The organism is Streptomyces coeruleoprunus (genome assembly GCF_039542925.1).
GTDB lineage: Bacteria > Actinomycetota > Actinomycetes > Streptomycetales > Streptomycetaceae > Streptomyces > Streptomyces coeruleoprunus.
Window position 1 is genome coordinate 2,421,441 of sequence record NZ_BAABIT010000001.1, and the last position, 18,605, is coordinate 2,440,045.

The 18,605-nt window shown below is 74.2% G+C and carries 13 protein-coding genes; 3 read left to right on the plus strand and 10 right to left on the minus strand.

Annotated features, from left to right (window positions below; translation table 11 throughout):
• Nucleotides 1-76: 76 nt before the first annotated feature.
• From ABEB09_RS10275 to ABEB09_RS10290, 4 genes are all read right to left on the minus strand, one after another.
• Entirely contained in the window at nt 77-403 is a 327-nt protein-coding gene (locus tag ABEB09_RS10275; protein ID WP_345689322.1) for a hypothetical protein, read from the minus strand.
• Nucleotides 400-768 carry a WhiB family transcriptional regulator gene (locus ABEB09_RS10280; RefSeq protein WP_345689324.1) on the minus strand — a complete coding sequence of 123 codons (369 nt, stop codon included), beginning with the start codon at nt 766-768 and terminating at the stop codon, nt 400-402. Before ABEB09_RS10280 ends, ABEB09_RS10275 begins: the two co-directional genes overlap by 4 nt.
• A 170-nt stretch (nt 769-938) precedes the next feature.
• A complete protein-coding gene (locus ABEB09_RS10285) occupies nt 939-1,277 on the minus strand; it encodes a hypothetical protein (RefSeq protein WP_345689326.1) in 339 nt (112 codons plus the stop codon).
• 168 nt (nt 1,278-1,445) lie between these two features.
• Complete coding sequence (locus ABEB09_RS10290) at nt 1,446-3,614, minus strand: ATP-dependent DNA helicase UvrD2 (protein ID WP_345689328.1); 2,169 nt, start codon at nt 3,612-3,614, stop codon at nt 1,446-1,448.
• Nucleotides 3,615-3,786: 172 nt separating this feature from the next.
• Between ABEB09_RS10290 and ABEB09_RS10295 the strand changes: the two genes are divergently transcribed.
• Nucleotides 3,787-4,044 carry a mycoredoxin gene (locus ABEB09_RS10295; protein ID WP_345689330.1) on the plus strand — a complete coding sequence of 86 codons (258 nt, stop codon included), beginning with the start codon at nt 3,787-3,789 and terminating at the stop codon, nt 4,042-4,044.
• A 103-nt stretch (nt 4,045-4,147) separates the two neighbouring features.
• Here the strand turns inward: ABEB09_RS10295 and nudC are convergent, their stop codons facing one another.
• The 6 genes from nudC to ABEB09_RS10325 all read right to left on the minus strand — a co-directional run bounded on the left by nudC (nt 4,148) and on the right by ABEB09_RS10325 (nt 15,139).
• A complete protein-coding gene (gene nudC, locus ABEB09_RS10300) occupies nt 4,148-5,095 on the minus strand; it encodes an NAD(+) diphosphatase (protein ID WP_345689332.1) in 948 nt (315 codons plus the stop codon).
• A 111-nt stretch (nt 5,096-5,206) separates the two neighbouring features.
• The gene (locus tag ABEB09_RS10305) at nt 5,207-6,616 is read right to left on the minus strand and encodes a dipeptidase (protein ID WP_345689334.1); all 1,410 of its coding nucleotides are present in this window, start codon (nt 6,614-6,616) and stop codon (nt 5,207-5,209) included.
• Between the two features lie 10 nt (nt 6,617-6,626).
• On the minus strand, nt 6,627-10,181 hold the full coding sequence (locus tag ABEB09_RS10310) for a UvrD-helicase domain-containing protein (protein WP_345689336.1): 3,555 nt from the start codon (nt 10,179-10,181) through the stop codon (nt 6,627-6,629).
• Nucleotides 10,182-10,253: 72 nt separating this feature from the next.
• Nucleotides 10,254-11,084, minus strand: a complete 831-nt coding sequence (locus tag ABEB09_RS10315) for a hypothetical protein (protein WP_345689338.1) — start codon at nt 11,082-11,084, stop codon at nt 10,254-10,256.
• A gap of 136 nt (nt 11,085-11,220) precedes the next feature.
• Complete coding sequence (locus tag ABEB09_RS10320) at nt 11,221-14,658, minus strand: ATP-dependent helicase (protein WP_345689340.1); 3,438 nt, start codon at nt 14,656-14,658, stop codon at nt 11,221-11,223.
• 82 nt (nt 14,659-14,740) lie between these two features.
• Entirely contained in the window at nt 14,741-15,139 is a 399-nt protein-coding gene (locus tag ABEB09_RS10325) for an MGMT family protein (protein WP_345689342.1), read from the minus strand.
• Nucleotides 15,140-15,273: 134 nt separating this feature from the next.
• On the opposite strand from ABEB09_RS10325, the gene ABEB09_RS10330 reads away from it, so the two are divergent.
• Together ABEB09_RS10330 and ABEB09_RS10335 are read left to right on the plus strand one after the other, a co-directional pair.
• On the plus strand, nt 15,274-18,048 hold the full coding sequence (locus tag ABEB09_RS10330) for a lysylphosphatidylglycerol synthase domain-containing protein (protein WP_380842073.1): 2,775 nt from the start codon (nt 15,274-15,276) through the stop codon (nt 18,046-18,048).
• Between the two features lie 114 nt (nt 18,049-18,162).
• On the plus strand, nt 18,163-18,558 hold the full coding sequence (locus ABEB09_RS10335) for a TOBE domain-containing protein (RefSeq protein ID WP_345689346.1): 396 nt from the start codon (nt 18,163-18,165) through the stop codon (nt 18,556-18,558).
• Nucleotides 18,559-18,605: the final 47 nt, after the last annotated feature.

Below are 18,605 nucleotides of genomic sequence, written 5' to 3' on the forward strand. Positions count from 1 at the left end.
GGCGCACCGCGGGGGCCGACCCGTTCGGACCGGCCCCCGCGAGTGGGCTCTTCAGAAGTGCGCCGTGCGGCGTTGCCTACTGCATGACCGCCATGGCGAGCGCGCGGCGGGCGCGCAGCGAGGCGCGCTCGGCGCGGCGCTGCATCCGCCGGGCGGCGATCAGCCGGATGCCCGGGCGGGCCTCCGCGGCTTCCCGCAGGCGCTCATGCATATGGGCACGAGCCAGGGCTTCTGGAATGAGTTGCATCTCTCGGGTCCTGTTCTGACGCGAGGCGTTCGCGCCGATGGTGCTGACGGCTGGGGTCGCGGAGCCCATGGGCTCGCTGGTGGAAGAGGTCATCGGGGCCTGCTTCTGGGGATCGTGCGTGAGGGGGCGGTCGATGGTTCCGGCGAGGGCGTTCATGCCACGACCGGGTTCTTGCGCGGGCGGCCACGAGGCCGCTTGCGGGCGACGACCACGCCCTGGACGAACAGCTCACCGCCCCAGACACCCCACGGCTCGCGCCGCTCCTGGGCCCCGGCGAGGCAGGCCGCCATGAGCGGGCAGGTGCGGCAGAGGGACTTGGCGTACTCGACGTCCGCCGGCGACTCGGCGAAGAAGACCTCCGGGTCGTAGGAGCGGCAGGGGACGGGTACGCCGAGGTTCTCGATGGCGTCGTCGAGCGCGGTGAGCGCGGTGAGGGGGGTCAAGTCGGGGTCCTTCGTGAGGCCGGGCGGGGGGATCGTCTCGGAGGGCGGTACGGACGGGGCGTGCGCTTCGAGTTGCACGGTGGTGTTTTCCTCGTCTGGTCGGTCCGGCCGGTCGGCCGGTGGGTTGGTACCGGGTTCTGCTTGGTCCCGAGGCCCCTTCGCTCCGTCTCGCCCGTGGGGGCAAAACAGAAGGGCCGCGGATCCCGGGTGGGGTTCCGCGGCCCTGAAGGCGCCGGCCTGATGCTGGATCAGGCTGGATCACTCCAGGGTTCGAGCCCACGGAAGGCCCACATCGTGTGGTGCTGCTGCGTCGTCGTCTTGGTCTCGGCACCGGTCGCCGCAAAGGCATAGGCCGGGGCCTGCGCCGCTGCTACTCCTGCTTCCAGTGCCTTGGTCGGTCGCTCATTGGCCAGCAGGCCCTCAATGACGGGGAGAGCCGTCAGAAGGGTCGCCGGACGCACGGCGCCGAGGCCGGACAGGCCGGTGCCGATGAGGGACGAGCCGGAGAAGCCGAGCGTGCAGGCGGAGACGACCGAGCGATCGGTCATTTTGGCGGTGCTGATGGAGCTGATGTTGATGCTGATCACTGGAATCGCCTCCTCTCGGCGTCTCGGGGGATCGGACGGAGCCGGTCCCGCGCGTATTCGGATAAGTACAGCACGAGGACAGGGCTTCAGAGAAGCCGCTGTTCGCGTGGTTAAGAACCTATGGGGATTCCTGGGGCGGGCGCAAACTATTTTTTCGACGAGTTCGTATCAGTCCTCGCCGGCTCCCTCGGCGCCTTGTTGGCCTGCGCAGATGGCGAGGACGTCGGCGCCGAACCGGTTCAGCTTGCGGATGCCGACGCCGGGGATGGCGGCCAGCTCGCCGTCGGTGGAGGGGACCGTCTCGGCGATGGCCATGAGGGTCTTCTCGGTGAAGACGCAGTAGTCGGGCTGGCCGAGGAGGCCGGCCTGGCGGGTGCGCCACTCCAGCAGCCGCTCGTAGAGCGCCTCGTCCATCTCGGAGGGGCAGTCCTCGCAGCGCATGAGCTTCATCTCACCCGCCTGGGTCAGCGTCGTCCCGCAGACGCGGCACCGCACCGGGCCGCGGGCGCGGCGGGGGCGGGAGCCGGCGGGGCCGCGGTCGACGACGCCACCCGCGGCGCGCATGCCGCCCGTGCCGGGGCGCAGGCCCTTGAGGAACCGGGACCGCTCGCGGGACGGGCGGCCGCCGGGTGAGCGGGAGAGCGACCAGGAGAGGGCGAGGTGGCGCCGGGCGCGGGTCACGCCCACGTACAGCAGGCGCCGCTCCTCCTCGATCTGCTCGTCGGTCCTGGCGTAGGTGATGGGCAGCGTGCCATCGGTGAGGCCGACGAGGAACACCGCGTCCCATTCGAGGCCCTTCGCGGCGTGCAGGGAGGCCAGCGTGACGCCCTGGACGGTCGGGGCGTGCTGGGCGGCGGCCCGCTCGTCCAGTTCGGCGACCAGGTCGGCGAGGGTGGCCTCCGGGCGGGCGCGGGCCACGTCCTCGGCGAGGCGCACCAGGGCGGCCAGGGACTCCCAGCGGTCGCGGACGGCGCCGGAGCCGGCCGGGGGTTCGGTCGTCCAGCCCTTGGTGGACAGCACGGCGCGGACCTGCGACGGCAGGTCGACGAGGTCGTCGAGGAGGGCGTCGTTGGAGCCGAAGCGGGCGGCGCTGCGCAGGGCTGCTCCGGCCTCCCGTACCTCCTGGCGCTCGAAGAAGCGCTCGGCGCCGCGCAGCTGGTAGGGGACGCCGGCGTCGGCCAGGGCCTGCTCGTAGATCTCCGACTGGGCGTTGATCCGGTACAGGACGGCGATCTCCCCGGCGGGCACCCCCGAGGCGATGAGGTCCTTGATGCGCCGGGCGGTGCCCTCGGCCTCGGCGGGCTCGTCGCCGTACTCGGTGTGGACCGGCTCGGGGCCGGGGTCGCGCTGGGAGATCAGCTCCAGGCGGTGGTCGGCGGCGCGGCCGCGGGCCTGGCCGAGCAGCCCGTTGGCCAGGTGGACGACCTGCGGGGTGGAGCGGTAGTCGCGGACGAGCTTGACGACGGTCGCGTGGGGGTGGCGGGTGCGGAAGTCCAGCAGGTAGTCGGGGGTGGCGCCGGTGAAGGAGTAGATCGTCTGGCTGGCGTCGCCGACGACGCACAGGCTGTCGCGGTCGCCGAGCCACAGGTCGAGCAGGCGCTGCTGGAGCGGGGACACGTCCTGGTATTCGTCGACCACGAAGTGGTGGTACTGGCGGCGGACCTGCTCGGCGATGTCGTGGCGGTCCTGGAGGATCGCGACCGTGAGCAGCAGGACGTCCTCGAAGTCGAGGACGTCGCGCTCCCGCTTCAGCTGCTCGTACATCGCATAGATCTGGCCAATTTCCGCGGGGTCGCGTGGGGCGTCGCGGGATGCCTTGGCGACGGCCGCCGGGTAGTCGGCGGGGACCGTCTGGGTGACCTTGGCCCACTCGATCTCGGACGTGGTGTCGCGCAGCTCGGTGCGGTCGAGGCGGACCCGGCAGCGGGCCGCCGCGTCGGCGACGAGCTGGGCCTTGCGGTCCACCAGCCGGGGCAGCTCACCACCGACGGCTTTCGGCCAGAAGTACTGGAGCTGGCGGAGGGCCGCGGAGTGGAACGTGCGGGCCTGGACGCCGGCCGCGCCGAGCTGCCGGAGCCGGCCCCGCATCTCGCCCGCGGCGCGGTTGGTGAACGTGACGGCCAGCACACTGGCGGGCTGCAGGATGCCGGCGCGCACCCCGTAGGCGATCCGGTGGGTGATCGCCCGGGTCTTGCCCGTGCCCGCACCGGCCAGGACGCACACCGGACCGTGCAGGGCGGTCGCCACCTCGCGCTGCTCCGGGTCGAGCCCGTCGAGCACCGCGTCGGCCGACTCGGGGACCTGCGGGAAGAGAGTGGAGTGCGTTGCTGCTGTCACCCTGCCATGCTGCCAGGTCGCCCGGGGCTGCCGGTGCGGTTGTCCACAGGCCCGGCGCACCGGTCGTACCGGCGGGGAGCGGGCGCATACCCCCTCCGGGAATGCCGGGGGCGTCGCGTACGTTCTGCTGGTGCGATCACGCACCCCAGAGTTCCAAGAAGCGGGAGAGACGATGCAGGGCACTGTGACGATGTACAGCACCACGTGGTGCGGCTACTGCCGCCGGCTGAAGAGCCAGCTGGACCGTGAGGGCATCGCGTACACGGAGATCAACATCGAGCAGGACCCGGACTCGGCCGCTTTCGTCGAGAAGGTCAACAACGGCAACCAGACCGTTCCGACCGTGCTCGTGACCCCGCACGGCGGTGGCGAGAACGTCGTCATGACCAACCCGAGCCTGGCGCAGGTCCAGCAGGCGCTCGCCAGCTGAAGCCTCTCGCAGTGCGTCGTACGCCCCCTCCGGCCACGGGCCGGAGGGGGCGTTCGCGTTCCCGGGAGGCGGCCGCGGGCGGGCGCCCGGGCCGAGAAGGGGCTCAGGCCGCGGGGCGCGGCTTGGGCAGCGGCTTGCCGTACCAGAGCTCCAGCAGGTGCGAGGCGATCGAGATCCCGTACGGCGGCAGGACCTCGCCGGAGTCGAACGCGGCCGACAGCTCCTCGCGGGAGAACCAGCGGGCCTCCTCGATCTCGTCGCCGTCGACGTTGATCTCGGACGAGGTGGCGCGGGCCATGAAGCCCAGCATCAGGCTGGACGGGAACGGCCACGGCTGGCTGGCGACGTACTCCACCTCGCCGACGGTGACCCCGGCCTCCTCGAAGACCTCCCGGACCACCGACTGCTCGATCGACTCACCGGGCTCGACGAAGCCGGCCAGCGTCGAGAAGCGGCCCTCCGGCCAGTGCACCTGGCGGCCGAGCAGCGCGCGGTCCTTCTCGTCCGTCACGAGCATGATCACCGCGGGGTCGGTCCGCGGGTAGTGCTCGGCGCCGCACGCCGGGCAGCGGCGGATGTGGCCCGCCGCGGCGATCACCGTGCGCTCGCCGCAGCGCGAGCAGAAACGGTGCAGCCGCTGCCAGTTCTCCAGGGCGACCGCGTGCACCATGAGGCCCGCGTCGCGCGGCGACAGCAGCAGGCCCGCCTCGCGCAGGCCGGCCGGGCGGGCCGACTGGTCCATCCGGCCGGGCAGGGAGTCCTTCTGCAGCGCGAAGTAGCGCACGCCGTCCTCGTCCGTGCCGAGGAAGTAGCGGTGGGTCTCCGTGAGGGGCGCCTCGAAGGACGGGGTCATGACCAGCTCGGTCCGGCCGTCCGGGGTGTCGTCGACCAGGACCTGGCCGCCGGACACCACGAAGACCCGAGTCGTGGGGTGGCTCCACGCCGCCGCCAGCCAGGCCTCGTCGAGGCGGTGGTGCGCCGCGCGGTCGATGCCGCTCGGGGCGGTGAAGCCGATCGGACGGGGACCGGCCTCGTTGCTGATGGTGCTCACTGGTGCTTCCAACTCCCCCGGTGATTGGGATGTCTCTTCAGCGTCTCTTCGGCGTCTCTTCGGCTCGGGCGCCCGGGCCTGACGGCTCCGGCTTTCGGCGCCGCGGAGCGCTCAGCGCAGTGCGGCCGACAGGTCGCCCCACAGGTGGGCCGTCGTCTCCACACCCTTGAACAGCAGGTCCAGCTCGACCTTCTCGTTCGGCGCGTGCCAGCCGTCGGACGGTACCGAGATGCCGAGGAACAGCACCGGCGCGCCGAGCACGTCCTGGAGGTCGGCCGCCGGGCCGGAGCCGCCCTCGCGGGTGAAGCGGATCTTCGCGTCGTCGAACGCCCGGCTCATGGACCGGACCACGGCCTGCAGCGCGGGGTGGTCGAGCGGGGTCAGACACGGCCGGGTCGCGCCCCAGAACGTGATCTTGTGGCGGATGCCGTCGGGCAGGCGGGCGGCGACCCAGTCCCGTACGGCCGACTCGATCCGCTCCGGGTCCTGGCCGGCGACCAGCCGGAAGGAGAGCTTCAGCACGGCGGACGAGGGGATGATCGTCTTGCTGCCGGCGCCCTGGTAGCCGCCGCCGATGCCGTTGACCTCGGCGGTCGGGCGGGCCCAGACGCGCTCCAGCGTGGAGTAGCCGGCCTCGCCGAGCGTGCCGTGCGACTTGGCCGTGGCCAGCCACGACTCCTCGTCGAACGGCAGCTCCGCGATGAGCCGGCGCTCGGCCTCGGTGAGCGCGGCGATGCCGTCGTAGAAGCCGGGGACCGTCACGCGCTCGTGCTCGTCGTGGAGCGCGGCGGCGAGGCGGGCCGCGATCGTGGCCGGGTTGGGCACGGCGCCGCCGAAGGAGCCGGAGTGGATGTCCTGGTCGGGGCCGTACAGGACGATCTCGCAGTCCGTCAGGCCGCGCATGCCGGTGCAGACGGTCGGGGTGGTCTCGGACCACATGCCGGTGTCGGAGACGACCACGGCGTCCGCGGCGAGGCGGTCGCGCCGGCGCTCGACGAGCTCCCGGAAGTGGGGCGAGCCGAACTCTTCTTCACCCTCGACGAGAAGCTTCAGATTGACGGCCGGGGCCGTGCGGCCGGTGAGCGCGAGGTGCGCGCGGACGCCGAGCGTGTGGAAGAAGACCTGCCCCTTGTCGTCGGCGGCACCGCGCGCGTAGAGGCGGTTGCCGACCACGACCGGCTCGAAGGGGTCGGTGTCCCAGCCGTCCTCGCGGGCGGCGGGCTGGACGTCGTGGTGGCCGTAGACCAGGACCGTCGGGGCGTCGGGGTCGCCGGAGGGCCACTCCGCGAACACCGCCGGGGCGCCGCCCTCCGTCTCCCACACCTCGGCGACCGGGAAGCCGGTCTCCGTCAGCTTGGCGGCGAGCCACTCGGCGCTGCGCCGTACGTCCGGGGCGTGGGCCGGCTGCGCCGACACGGAGGGGATGCGCAGCCACTCGGCGAGGTCGTCGAGGAAGGCGGCGCGGTGCCGCGCTATGTACTTCCGTACGGTCTGGACGGCGCTGTCCGGGGTGTCGCTCATGCTCCTGAGCCTATCCGGCGCCGGCGGGTGACTCGTCGGGCGTCTCACCGAGCAGGATGCCCTCCAGCTCCGCCCGGCCCGGCAGCCGGTCGGGGCGGACGACGTCGCCGGTGCGGACGTGCACGAACGCGGCGCCGACCTCGTCGGGCGGCAGGCCGTGCTGCTCGGCCCAGGCGAGCCGGTAGACCGCGAGCTGGAGGGGGTCGGCGGTCTGCCGCCGGCCGGTCTTCCAGTCGACGATCTCGTACGCGCCCGAGTCCGGGTCGCGGTAGACGGCGTCGATCCGTCCACGGATCACCCGGCCGGCCAGCGTGAGCTGGAACGGCGCCTCCACGCGGTACGGGGTGCGCCGGGCGTACGGGGTGCGCTCGAACGCCTCCTTGAGCGCGGCGAGGTCCCGCTCGTCGGCGATCTCGGGCTCGTCGGCGTGGTCCTCGCCGCCGGGCAGCTCGTCCGGGCCCAGCATCGGCAGCGGCAGCGCCTCGAACCGGGACTCCACCCAGGCGTGGAAGCGGGTGCCGCGCCGGGCCGCCGGCTGCGGCGGACGCGGCATGGGGCGGGCCAGCTCCTGGGCGAAGCCGTCGGGGTCGGCGGCGAGCCGCAGCAGCTGCGACGCGGAGAGGGAGGCGGGCAGGAGCACGTCCCGGGTGGTGGCGCGGGCGCGCAGCAGCTCCCCCGCGAGCGCGTCCAGGTCACGGTCCCAGGAGGCGACGGCCCGCGCCTCCTCGGGAGTGAGGCGGTGCGGATCGCCCTCGGGGGCGGTGGCGGGGCCGGACGGCGGGGCGGGACGCTGGTGGGGGACGGGGGCGGGGCCCGAGGGGGCCTCGGCGTCCGGGGGCGGGGCGACGTCGACGTTCTCGTACGGCTCCGGGTCGCCGTACGGGTCCGTGTACGGCTCCGGGACGCCGTACGCCTCCGGGTCCGCGTACGCCTCCGGCGCGTCCGGCCACGGGTCGGCCGGGGCGTCCGGGTCGCCCGGGTCGTCCGGGGCGTCGAGAGTGTCGTCCCACAGGATGCCGTCCGGGGCCTCGGCGGGTGCGTGGGCGTGGTCGGGTTCCGCGACCCGGGCCTCTTCCGGCGCCGGGGAGGCCAGGTGCGCCAGGACCGTGTCGGCGGCCGCGCGCCGGCGGGCGAGGGAGGCGGGGTCCAGGGGAAGCGGCCAGGCCTGGTCCTCGGCCGCGGCCTGGAGGGCCGGGTTCTCGGCGTCGTCCTCCGGTTCGTCCGCCCACGCCTCGATCTCGCCGTGCCCGGCCGCGCAGTGGTCGTACAGCGCGTGCAGGAAGGCGGACGGCCCGCGGCGGCGCTTCTGGGAGGGCCCCCACCAGTGGCCCGAGCCGAGGAGGAGGGACCGGGGGCGGGTGAAGGTCACGTATCCGAGGCGCAGCTCCTCGGTGTGCTGGTGGTCCTTCATCGCCTCCTTGAACGCCTTGAGCGACGGGGCGTCCCAGGTGTCGATCGCGGGCAGGGTGGGGGCGTCGCCGCGCAGGGCGTGCGGCAGGACCTGGGGCTGGGCGGTCCAGGACTCGCGCGACCGGGCGCTGGGGAACTGGCCGGTGACCAGGCCGGGGACGGCGACGACGTCCCACTCCAGGCCCTTGGACTTGTGGGCGGTGAGGACCTTGACCGTGTTCTCGCCGCCGGGCAGCGCGTTGTCCAGGCCCTTCTCGTACTCGGCCGCCGTCCGCAGGAATCCGAGGAAGGCGAGGAGCGTGGCCTCGCCGTCCAGGGAGGCGAAGCCGGCGGCTATGTCGAGGAAGTGGGAGAGGGTCTCGCGGCGGCGGGCGGCCAGGGCGTGCGGCGAGGCGGACAGCTCCACCTCCAGGCCGGTGGTGGCGAGGATCCGGTGCAGGACGTCCATCAGCGGGTCGGCCAGCGCGCGGCGCAGGTCGCGCAGCTCGGCGGCGAGGCGGGCGAACCGGACCCGGGCCTCCGAGGAGAAGGGCAGGCCGTCGTCGTCGCCGGACGCGTCGAGGAACGTGTCCAGGGCGTCGGCCAGCGAGACGACCTCCGCCGGGTCGACGCCCTCGACGGCCGCGGCCAGCCGCTCCTCGGCGTCCCGGTCGTCGCCGGGGCGGTGCACCAGGAGGCGGGCGCGGCGGCCGAGCAGGGCCAGGTCGCGGGGGCCGATCCGCCATCGGGGGCCGGTGAGGAGCCGTACGAGGGAGGCGTTGGCCCCCGGGTCCTGGAGGACGTCGCAGACGGCGACGAGGTCGGCGACCTCGGGGAGGTGGAGCAGCCCGGAGAGCCCGACGACCTCGACGGGCACGTCCCGGGCGACGAGGGCGGCCTGGATCTCGGGGAAGTCCGTGGCCGTGCGGCACAGGACGGCGATCTCGCCGGGTTCCTTGCCGGTGCGCACGAGGTGGGCGACGGAGTCGGCGAGCCAGGCGATCTCCTCGGCGTGGGTCGGCAGGAGAGCGATGCGGACCGTGCCGTCGCGCTCGGCGCCGGGGGCCGGCCGCAGCGCCTCCACGCCCGCGTGCATGGCGCGCAGGGGCGCGGCCAGGCCGTTGGCGAGGTCCAGGAGGCGGCCGCCGCTGCGGCGGTTCTCGCTAAGGGCGAAGCGGGAGGCGGGGCTGCCGTCCCCGTACGGGAAGTGCTCGGGGAAGTCGTCGAGGTTGGCGACGGAGGCGCCGCGCCAGCCGTAGATGGCCTGGCAGGGGTCGCCGACGGCGGTGACGGGGTGGCCCGTGCCGCCGCCGAACAGTCCGGAGAGCAGGATCCGCTGGGCGACCGACGTGTCCTGGTACTCGTCGAGGAGGACGACGCGGAACTCGTCGCGCAGGATGGCGCCGACCTCGGGCCGGGTGCGGGCCAGCTCGGCGGAGAGGGCGATCTGGTCGCCGAAGTCGAGGAGGTCGCGGTCGCGCTTCGCGGCCCGGTAGCGGACGACCAGGTCGAGCAGCTGGCGGCGGGCGGCGGCGGCCTCGGGGACCTTGCGCAGGTCGGCGTTGCCGAGCCGGGCGCCTTCGAGGGCGGTGAGCAGCCCGGAGTCGTACGCGAGGAGGTCCTCGGGGCGCACCAGGTGCTCGGACAGCTCGGCGTCGAGGGCGAGGAGGTCGCTGACGAGGGTCGGGAAGGAGCGGGTGAGCGCCGCGTACGGCCCCGGGGCCTCGCGCAGGACGCGGGCGGCGAGCTGGTAGCGGGTGGCGTCGGCGAGGAGGCGCGCGGTGGGCTCCAGGCCGATGCGCAGGCCGTGGTCGGTGAGGAGCCGGCCGGCGAAGGCGTGGTACGTGGAGATGAGCGGCTCGCCCGGGGGGTCCTCGGGGTCGAGGGGGTCGGGGTCGGTGACCCCGGCGCGGACGAGGGCGGTGCGGACGCGCTCGGCCAGCTCGCCGGCGGCCTTGTTGGTGAACGTGAGGCCGAGCACCTGCTCGGGGGCGACCTGGCCCGTACCGACCAGCCAGACCACCCGGGCGGCCATCACCGTCGTCTTGCCGGAGCCCGCGCCGGCCACGATGACCTGCGGGGCGGGCGGTGCGGTGATGCAGGCCGTCTGCTCCGGGGTGAACGGGATGCCGAGCAGCTCCTTGAGCTGCTCGGGGTCGGTGAGGTGTGCGGTCACCCGGAGAAGGCTAACGGGGGCCACTGACAGCGGCTCCCGGCCGATGCGGTCCCCGGGCCGGGAGGCGCGCGGTCAGCCGCCCAGCTGTTGCGGGTCCAGGATCTCGCCGGCCGGCGGCGCGGGCACGGTGGCGTCGCTGCCGAAGCCGGACAGCTCCATGGTGCCGGGGTCGTCGCCGCCCTCGACGGTGAACCGGAGGAGGTACGGCCTGCCCTGGGCGGCCACGTAGTACGTGACGGTCTCGGCGCCGTTCTTCTTCGTCAGGGTCACCGCGGGCCTGTGGCCGACCTGTGCCTCGGGTCCCCTGGTGAGGCCCCGTCCGGACTCGGTCGCGCGCTCGAGGAGGGCGTCCACGTCGCAGAACCGGGTGATGCCCTCCTGCTCCGCCTGGGCGGCGGGCACCTTGATCCAGCGGCCCTTGAAGATCCGGGCCGCGGTCTCGGCGCCCTGCTTCGCGGTGCCCTCCTTCTGGAGGGCCTTCGTCCAGAACTCCTCGTCGCCCTGCATATAGGTGGACCCGTTCACCTCGCGCAGGGTGACGGAGACGCCCTCGCCGCTCATCCGCCCGTCGCAGTCGCCCTTCTTGGTGAGGGCGAACGCGAAGGTGCCGCCGGCTCCCCTTTCCTCCCGCAGGACGGCGGTGCCGCGCGCCGTGAGGGAGCCGGCGGCCCTGGTGGTGTCGAGCGCCCGGGCGGCGATCCGGTCGGGGGTCAGGCCCGCGATCGTCGTGGGCGGAGCGGAGGCCCGCGGGGGCGCCGGAGCTCTTTTCTCGGCTTCCTCGGCCTTCTCGGCCTTCCCGGCCTTCTCGGCGCCGTTGTCCGTACCGCCGTAGCCGCACGCGGTCAGGGTGACCGCCGCGGTCGCGCACAGCGCGGCCCAGGCCGCGAACTTCCGGTTGAGCACCGTGCGTCAGCTCCTTGCACCTCTGAGGATCGCGCCATGCGACTGACAGGGCACCAGGATGGTTGGTTTTCATACGATATGGCCGCATCTTGTCGGTCGACACGCCGCGCTCGGCCGACGGGCCCGACCGCCCGGCTCACTCGACGATGTGGCGGCCCTCGGGACGGGCGCTGCAGGAGGCGCGGAAGGCGCAGGTCGCGCAGTGCTGGCCGGTGCTGGGCGTGAAGCGTTCGTCGAGGACGCGGCCGGCGGCGGTGGCGAGGAGGCCGGCGACCCACTCCCCCGACTCCGGCAGGGGCTCCTGCGCCTGGACGCGCGGCAGGGTGTCGCCGCCCTCCTTCTTGGGGGCGGCCTGGCGCAGGTGGACGAGTTCGGCGCCGCCCGGTTCGGGGCGGTGGCCGAAGACCTCGTCGACGGCGCCCTCGCGGACGGCGAGCTGGTAGACGGCGAGCTGCGGGTGGTGGGCGACCTCGTCCTTGGTGGGTGTGCTCTTGCCGGTCTTGAAGTCGACGACGTACGCGCGGCCGTGCTCGTCCCGCTCGACGCGGTCCATGGAGCCCCGGATCCGTACGGCGTACTCCCCCGCCTCCAGGGTGACGTCGAAGTCGTGCTCGGTCGCGGCGGGCGTGCGGCCGCCCCGGTCCATCACGTGCCAGCGCAGGAAGCGCTCCAGCGCCACGCGCGCGTGCTCCTTCTCCTGGGCCGACTTCCACGGCGCGTCGAAGGCGAGCGCGTCCCAGACGGAGTCGAGGCGTTCCATGAGGACGGCCAGGTCGGCGGGGGTGCGGCCGGAGGCCACCTCGTCGGCGAGGACGTGCACGACGTTGCCGAACCCCTGGGCGGCGGTGGCGGGGGCGTCCGCCTTGACCTCCCGGCCGAGGAACCACTGGAGGGCGCAGGTGTTGGCCAGCTGGTCCAGGGCGCTGCCGGACAGGGTGACGGGCCGGTCGCGGTCGCGCAGCGGCGTCGTGGTGTGCGTCGGCTCGTACAGGCCCCACCAGCGGTAGGGGTGGGCGGCCGGGACCAGGGGCTGGCCCTCGTCGTCCGTCAGCGCGGCGAGCCGGGCGAGCCTGCGGGCGGCGGCGTCGCGCAGCGCGGGGGACGCCTCGGGGTCGACGGTGATGGCGCGCAGCTCGGCGACGAGCGCGGCGACGGCCAGGGGGCGGCGCGGGCGGGCGGTGACGTCCTTGGGCTCGACGCCCAGTTCGGTGAGGAAGCGGGAGGGCTGGTCGCCGTCCTCGGCGGGCGCCTTGACGGCCGTGACGACGAGCCGGTCGCGGGCGCGGGTGGCGGCGACGTAGAAGAGGCGGCGCTCCTCGGCGAGGAGGGCGCCCTGGCTGAGCGGTTCGGCGAGACCGTCGCGGCCGATGCGGTCGGCTTCGAGGAGGGAACCCCGGCGCCGCAGGTCGGGCCAGAGGCCCTCCTGTACGCCGGCGACGACGACGAGGCCCCACTCCAGGCCCTTGGAGCGGTGGGCCGTCATCAGCCGTACGGCGTCGGGGCGGACGGGCCGCCGGGACAGGGTGTCGGCGGCGATGTCCTGGGCGTCCAGCTCCTCCAGGAAGTTGAGGGCGCCGCGGCCGCCGGTGCGGGCCTCGGCGCGGGCGGCCGTGTCGAACAGCGCGCACACCGCGTCGAGGTCGCGGTCGGCGTTGCGGCCGGCCGCGCCGCCCCGGAGGGCCGCGCGGTGCAGGCGGTGGGGCCAGCCGGTGCCGTTCCACAGGTGCCACAGGGCTTCCTCGGCGGTGCCGCCCACGGCGAGGAGGTCGCGGGTCTCCTGGAGCAGGCCGCCGAGCTGCTGGGCGCCGCGGGCGTACGCCGGGTCGTGCGCGACCAGGCGCTCCGGCTCCGCGAGGGCGCGGGCGATCAGGGCGTCGGAGGGGGGCGGGACCTTGTTGCCGCCGGCCCGCTCCTCGTCGCGCAGCGCGCGGCCCAGGCGGCGGAGGTCGGCGGCGTCCATGCCGCCGAGCGGCGAGGCGAGCAGGGCGAGGGCGGTCTCGGTGTCGAGCCAGGGGGCGTCGGTCCGGCCGGTGGCCGTTTCCGGCCCTTCCGGCCCTTCCGGCTCCTCCGGCTCTTCCGGCTCTTCCGGCTCTTCCAGCTCTTCCAGCTCTTCCGACCCTTCCGACCCTTCCGACCCTTCCGACCCTTCCGACCCTTCCGACCCTTCCGACCCTTCCGGCTCCGGGTGGAGCAGCGCCGCCGTCGCCGTCGCGCGCAACGCCGTCAGCAACGGGGCCACCGCCGGTTCGTGGCGGAGGGCCACGTCCGCGCCGTCGACCTCCAGGGGGACGCCCGCCGAGGTCAGGGCGCGGCGGAGGCCCGGGAGCGAGCGGCCGCCCGCGCGGACCAGGACGGCCATGTCGCTCCACGGGACGCCGTCCTCCAAGTGGGCGCGGCGGAGGATGTCCGCGATGTTCTCCAGCTCCGTGGACGCCGTCGGGAACGTGTACGCCTCGACGCGGCCGCCCTCGCGGACGGGCGCCAGGTCGCGGTGCGCGCGCACGGTGTCGGCGGGCAGACGGGGCAGCGGCATACGGGCGGCCAGCAGCCGGGTGGCGGACAGGAGCGCGGCCGGGGCGCGCCGGGAGGTGCGCAGGACGGCGACCGGCGCGGGGTCGCCGTCGGCGCGGAGGAACGTGCGGGGGAAGTCCAGGATGCCGTTGACGTCGGCGCCCCGGAACGCGTAGATCGACTGGTCGGGGTCGCCGAACGCGTACAGCGTCCGGCCGTTCCCCGCGAGGGCACGCAGCAGCCGTACCTGCGCCGGGTCGGTGTCCTGGTACTCGTCGACGAACACCGCGTCGTACTCCGGCAGGGTCACGGTGTCCGCGAGGAGCACCGCCCTGTGCACCAGTTCGGCGTAGTCGAGGACGCCCTGCATGTCGAGCACGTCCAGGTACTCGGCGAGGAACTGCGCGGCCGCCGACCAGTCCGGCCGCCCGGTGCGCTCGGCGAAGGCGGCCAGGGCGCGCGGGCCGAGCCCCAGCTCGCGGGAGCGCGCGAGCACGGCCCGCACCTCGTCGGCGAAGCCGCGGGTGGTCAGGCAGGCCCGCAGCTCGTCGGGCCAGCGGACGCGGGCGAGGCCCTCCCGCTCCAGGTCCAGCTGGCCCGCCAGCAGCTCGCGGACGGCGAGGTCCTGCTCGGGGCCGGACAGCAGGCGCAGCGGCTCGGCGAAGAGGTCGGCGTCCTGGTGGGCGCGGACCAGGGCGTAACAGAAGGAGTGGAACGTGGTCGCCTGCGGGGCGGGGGCGCCCCGCAGCCGGGCGGCCATCCGGTCGCGCAGCTCCACGGCGGCCTTGCGGCTGAAGGTCAGGACGAGGATCCGCTCCGGGTCGACGCCGCGGGCGACGCGCGCCGCGACCGCCTCGACCAGCGTCGTCGTCTTGCCGGTGCCCGGCCCGGCGAGGACCAGCAGGGGGCCGCCCGCATGGTCAACCACGGCACGCTGCGATGCGTCCAGGAGAGGGGGATTCACCGGGGCCGGCGGGGTACGCACCAGTCGGTACGCGCCCGGGGTTCTCTGCCGTACCTGCTGCTGGTACGGCGAACGCCGGGTGGTGGAGGAGGAACTCACGTGGATCGCCGGTCCTGGTGGGTGTGCCGATGGTGAGGGAACGGTGGTGAGGAAGCGCCGTCCCGCCGATTGGCGGAAGCTGTCACTTGTGAGCCGTCGTACGCCCCGGGTCGCCGTCGCCGCCGCCGTCCCATCTGGCCCGCCTCATGTCGAGGCGCGGCAGGTGGGTCCCGGCGCCGTGCCCGGCGTCCCGCAGCGGTGTGGCCTCCTCACGGTAATGGGCGAGGGCACGCTGCTCGTGACCGGGCAGCAGCCGGCCGTCGGCCCGTACGACCCTCCACCAGGGCACCGCCGCGCCGTAGAGCGCCATGACCCGGCCCACCTGGCGGGGGCCGCCCTCGCCGAGCCATTCGGCGACGTCCCCGTACGTCATCACCCGGCCGGGCGGGATCAGCTCGGCGACCTCCAGGACGCGCTCGGCGTACTCCGGAAGCCGGTCGGAGCCGTGTTCGGCGGTCACGTCAGCAGTCACCCGGTCCATCCTGCACCACGGGTACGACAACGCGGGCATTACACCCTGATGCTCTCCTGCGCCTCCCGGCCGTGCCACCATCTTCCGGGCGGTGACTGGTGATACGAGATCAAGAAGACACACAGAAGGCGAAGGGGCAGGGCGTGCGGCCTTCCGACGTGGTGAGCGGTCCTGCGGCCGAGTCGCGCCCCGACGACGGCGGCACGCGCCCGGAGGCCGGCGGGTCGGCACGCGCCGATGACGGCGGCGCGGAGGCGGATCCAGTGGTGCCCGGCCCAGCGCCCGGCAGCAGCGCCCCCGGCAACGGCGAGGGCAACGGCCCCGGCAACCGCTCCGACAGCGTCTCCGGGGACGAGCCGCTGCTCGCCGCCCGCGTGCACCGCCCCTCCGACCTGCTGCGGCTCCTCGTCGGCGTCCTCGCGATCATCGTCGTCCTGGGGATCGCCGCGTTCGCCAGCGGCACCACGTCCGGCCTGGAGCAGGACATCAACAAGGGCACCGGCCAGGCTCCCGACGTCTTCGTCAAGGTGGCCGGGCTGGTCTCCAGCATCGCCGTGCTGCTGGTGCCGGTGGCCTTCGCGATCGAGCGGCTGATCAAGCGGGACGGGCTGCGCATCGCGGACGGGGTGCTGGCCGCCGTCCTCGCGCACGGCGTGACCCTCGCCACCGACCTGTGGGTCGCCAGGGGCGCGCCAGCCGCGATCCAGGACGCGCTGACGCAGCCGCAGAGCGGCGGCGGGCTGACCGACCCGGTGCACGGCTACCTCGCGCCCGTCATCGCCTACATGTCGGCCGTCGGCATGGCCCGCAGACCGCGGTGGCGGTTCGTGCTGTGGGTGGTGCTGCTGCTCGACGCGTTCACGATGCTGGTGGTCGGCTACACCACACCGCTGTCGATCATCCTCACCATCCTGATCGGCTGGACCGTGGCGTACGGCACGCTCTACACGGTCGGGTCGCCCAACGTCCGCCCCACCGGGCAGACCCTCCTCGCCGGCCTGCGGCACGTGGGCTTCCGCCCCGTGACGGCGATGCGGGCCGAGGGCGTGCCGGAGACCGCCGAGCAGGGCGACCGGGGGCGCCGCTACCTGGTCACGCTGGAGGAGGGGCCGCCCCTCGACGTGACCGTCGTCGACCGGGAGCAGCAGGCGCAGGGCTTCTTCTACCGGGTGTGGCGCCGGCTGACGCTGCGCGGGATCACCACCCGCCGCTCCATCCAGTCGCTGCGCCAGGCCCTGGAGCAGGAGGCCCTCCTGGCGTACGCGGCGATCGCCGCCGGCGCCAACGCGCCCCGGCTGATCGCCACCTCCGAGCTGGGCCCGGACGCCGTGATGCTGGTGTACGAGCACCTGGGCGGGCGGTCCCTGGACGCCATGGAGGACGAGGAGATCACCGACCGGGTCGTACGGGGCTGCTGGGAGCAGGTGAAGGCGCTGCAGTCGCGGCGGATCGCGCACCGCAGGCTGACGGGCGACGCCCTGCTGGTGGATCGTTCCGGCAAGGTGATCATCACGGACCTGCGGGGCGGCGAGATCGCCGCGGGCGACCTGGTCCTGCGGATGGACATCGCGCAGCTGCTCACCACTCTCGGCCTGCGGGTCGGCGCCGAGCGCGCGGTGGCCGGGGCCGTGAAGGTGCTGGGGCCCGACAAGGTCGCCGACTGCCTGCCGCTGCTGCAGCCCATCGCGCTGAGCCGGTCCACCCGGGCCACGCTGCGCAAGCTGGCCCGCGAGCGGTCGCAGCGGGAGCGCGAGGCGGTCCTGAAGGCGTCCGAGGCGGCCAAGCACGCCCGGCTCGACGCGTCCGGCGCCCCGGGCGAGGCCGCGACGAAGGCCGACCGCAAGGCGGCGCGGGCGGAGAAGCAGGCCGAGAAGCGGGCGCTGGAGGACGCGCTGCACGAGGCCCGCGAGGAGGATCTGCTCGCCCAGATCCGCCGCCAGGTCCTGCGCATCAGGCCGCAGGCGCCGGTGGAGCCGGTCCGGCTGGAGCGGATCAGGCCCCGTACGCTCATCAGCCTGATCGCGGGCGCCATCGCCGCGTACTTCCTGCTCTCGCAGATCGCCACCGTCGAGCTGTCGACGATCGGCGGCGCCGACTGGGGCTGGATGACGGCGGCGGTCCTCTTCTCCGCGCTGAGCTATGTGGCGGCCGCGATGAGCCTGCTGGGCTTCGTGCCGGAGCGGGTGTCGTTCCTGCGGACGGTGGCGGCACAGGTGGCCGCGTCGTTCGTGAAGATCGTCGCCCCGGCGGCGGTCGGCGGCGTGGCGCTGAACACCCGCTTCCTCCAGCGCTCGGGCGTACGGCCCGGCCTGGCCGTGGCGAGCGTCGGCGCGTCGCAGCTGTTCGGGCTCGGCGCACACGTCCTGCTGCTGCTGGCCTTCGGCTACCTGACGGGCACGGAGCGGTCCCAGGACGACTTCACGCCCTCCAGGACGGTGATCGCGGGCCTGCTCACGATCGCCGTGCTCGTGCTGGTGGTGACGGCGATCCCGGCGCTGCGCAAGTTCGTCTCGACGCGGCTGCGCTCGCTGTTCGCGGGCGTCGTGCCGCGCATGCTGGACGTGCTCCAGCGGCCCGGCAAGCTGCTCACCGGCATCGGCGGCATGCTGCTGCTGACGGCGATGTTCGTGCTCTGCCTGGACGCCTCGATCCGGGCCTTCTCCGACGGCCACCAGCCGCTGTCGTACGCGAGCCTCGCGGTGGTGTTCCTGGCGGGCAACGCCCTGGGGTCGGCGGCGCCGACGCCCGGCGGTGTGGGCGCGGTCGAGACCACGCTGATCGCGGGCCTGGTGCTGGCGGGCGTGCCGAAGGAGGTCGCGGCGCCCGCCGTGCTGCTGTACCGGCTGCTCACGCTGTGGCTGCCGGTGCTGCCGGGCTGGTTCTCGTTCAACTACCTGACGCGCAAGGGCGCGCTGTAGCGCGGCCGGGGCGCCGGGGAGCGCTGGAGCTTCGCACGACAGGGGTCGCACCTGCCAGGAGGAAGAACCGATCCTCCTTGCAGCTGCGACCCCTGCGTGCCTACATTGCCGCACATGCGGTCCTACACATCCCAGCAGGCGGCGCGGCTGCTCGGCGTGAGCGCGGACACCGTGCGGCGCTGGGCGGACGCCGGCCGGCTGCCCACCCGGCGGGACGAGACGGGGCGGCGGCTCGTCGACGGCCCCGACCTCGCCGCCTTCGCGGTCGAGCTGGCCCGGCAGGCCGACGAGGCCGACGACGTGCCGTACACGAGTGCCCGCAACGCGTTCCCGGGGATCGTCACCGCCGTCAAGCTCGGTGACGTCGCCGCGCAGGTGGAGATCCAGGCCGGTCCGCACCGGCTGGTGTCGCTGCTGACGCGCGAGGCGGTCGAGGAGCTGGGCCTGGAGGTGGGCGTCGAGGCCGTGGCCCGCGTGAAGTCGACCAATGTCCATATCGACCGGGTCTGAGGCGGCCGGGTCCGATGCGGCGGCGTCGCCGTCGACCGAGCACAAGG

Bases quoted from the DNA above. Each gene is read 5' to 3' on its own strand.
- ABEB09_RS10275 (WP_345689322.1), bottom strand. From the start codon at position 403: ATGAACGCCCTCGCCGGAACCATCGACCGCCCCCTCACGCACGATCCC.
- ABEB09_RS10295 (WP_345689330.1), top strand. From the start codon at position 3,787: ATGCAGGGCACTGTGACGATGTACAGCACCACGTGGTGCGGCTACTGC.
- ABEB09_RS10305 (WP_345689334.1), bottom strand. From the start codon at position 6,616: ATGAGCGACACCCCGGACAGCGCCGTCCAGACCGTACGGAAGTACATA.
- ABEB09_RS10325 (WP_345689342.1), bottom strand. From the start codon at position 15,139: ATGGACCGGGTGACTGCTGACGTGACCGCCGAACACGGCTCCGACCGG.
- ABEB09_RS10335 (WP_345689346.1), top strand. From the start codon at position 18,163: ATGCGGTCCTACACATCCCAGCAGGCGGCGCGGCTGCTCGGCGTGAGC.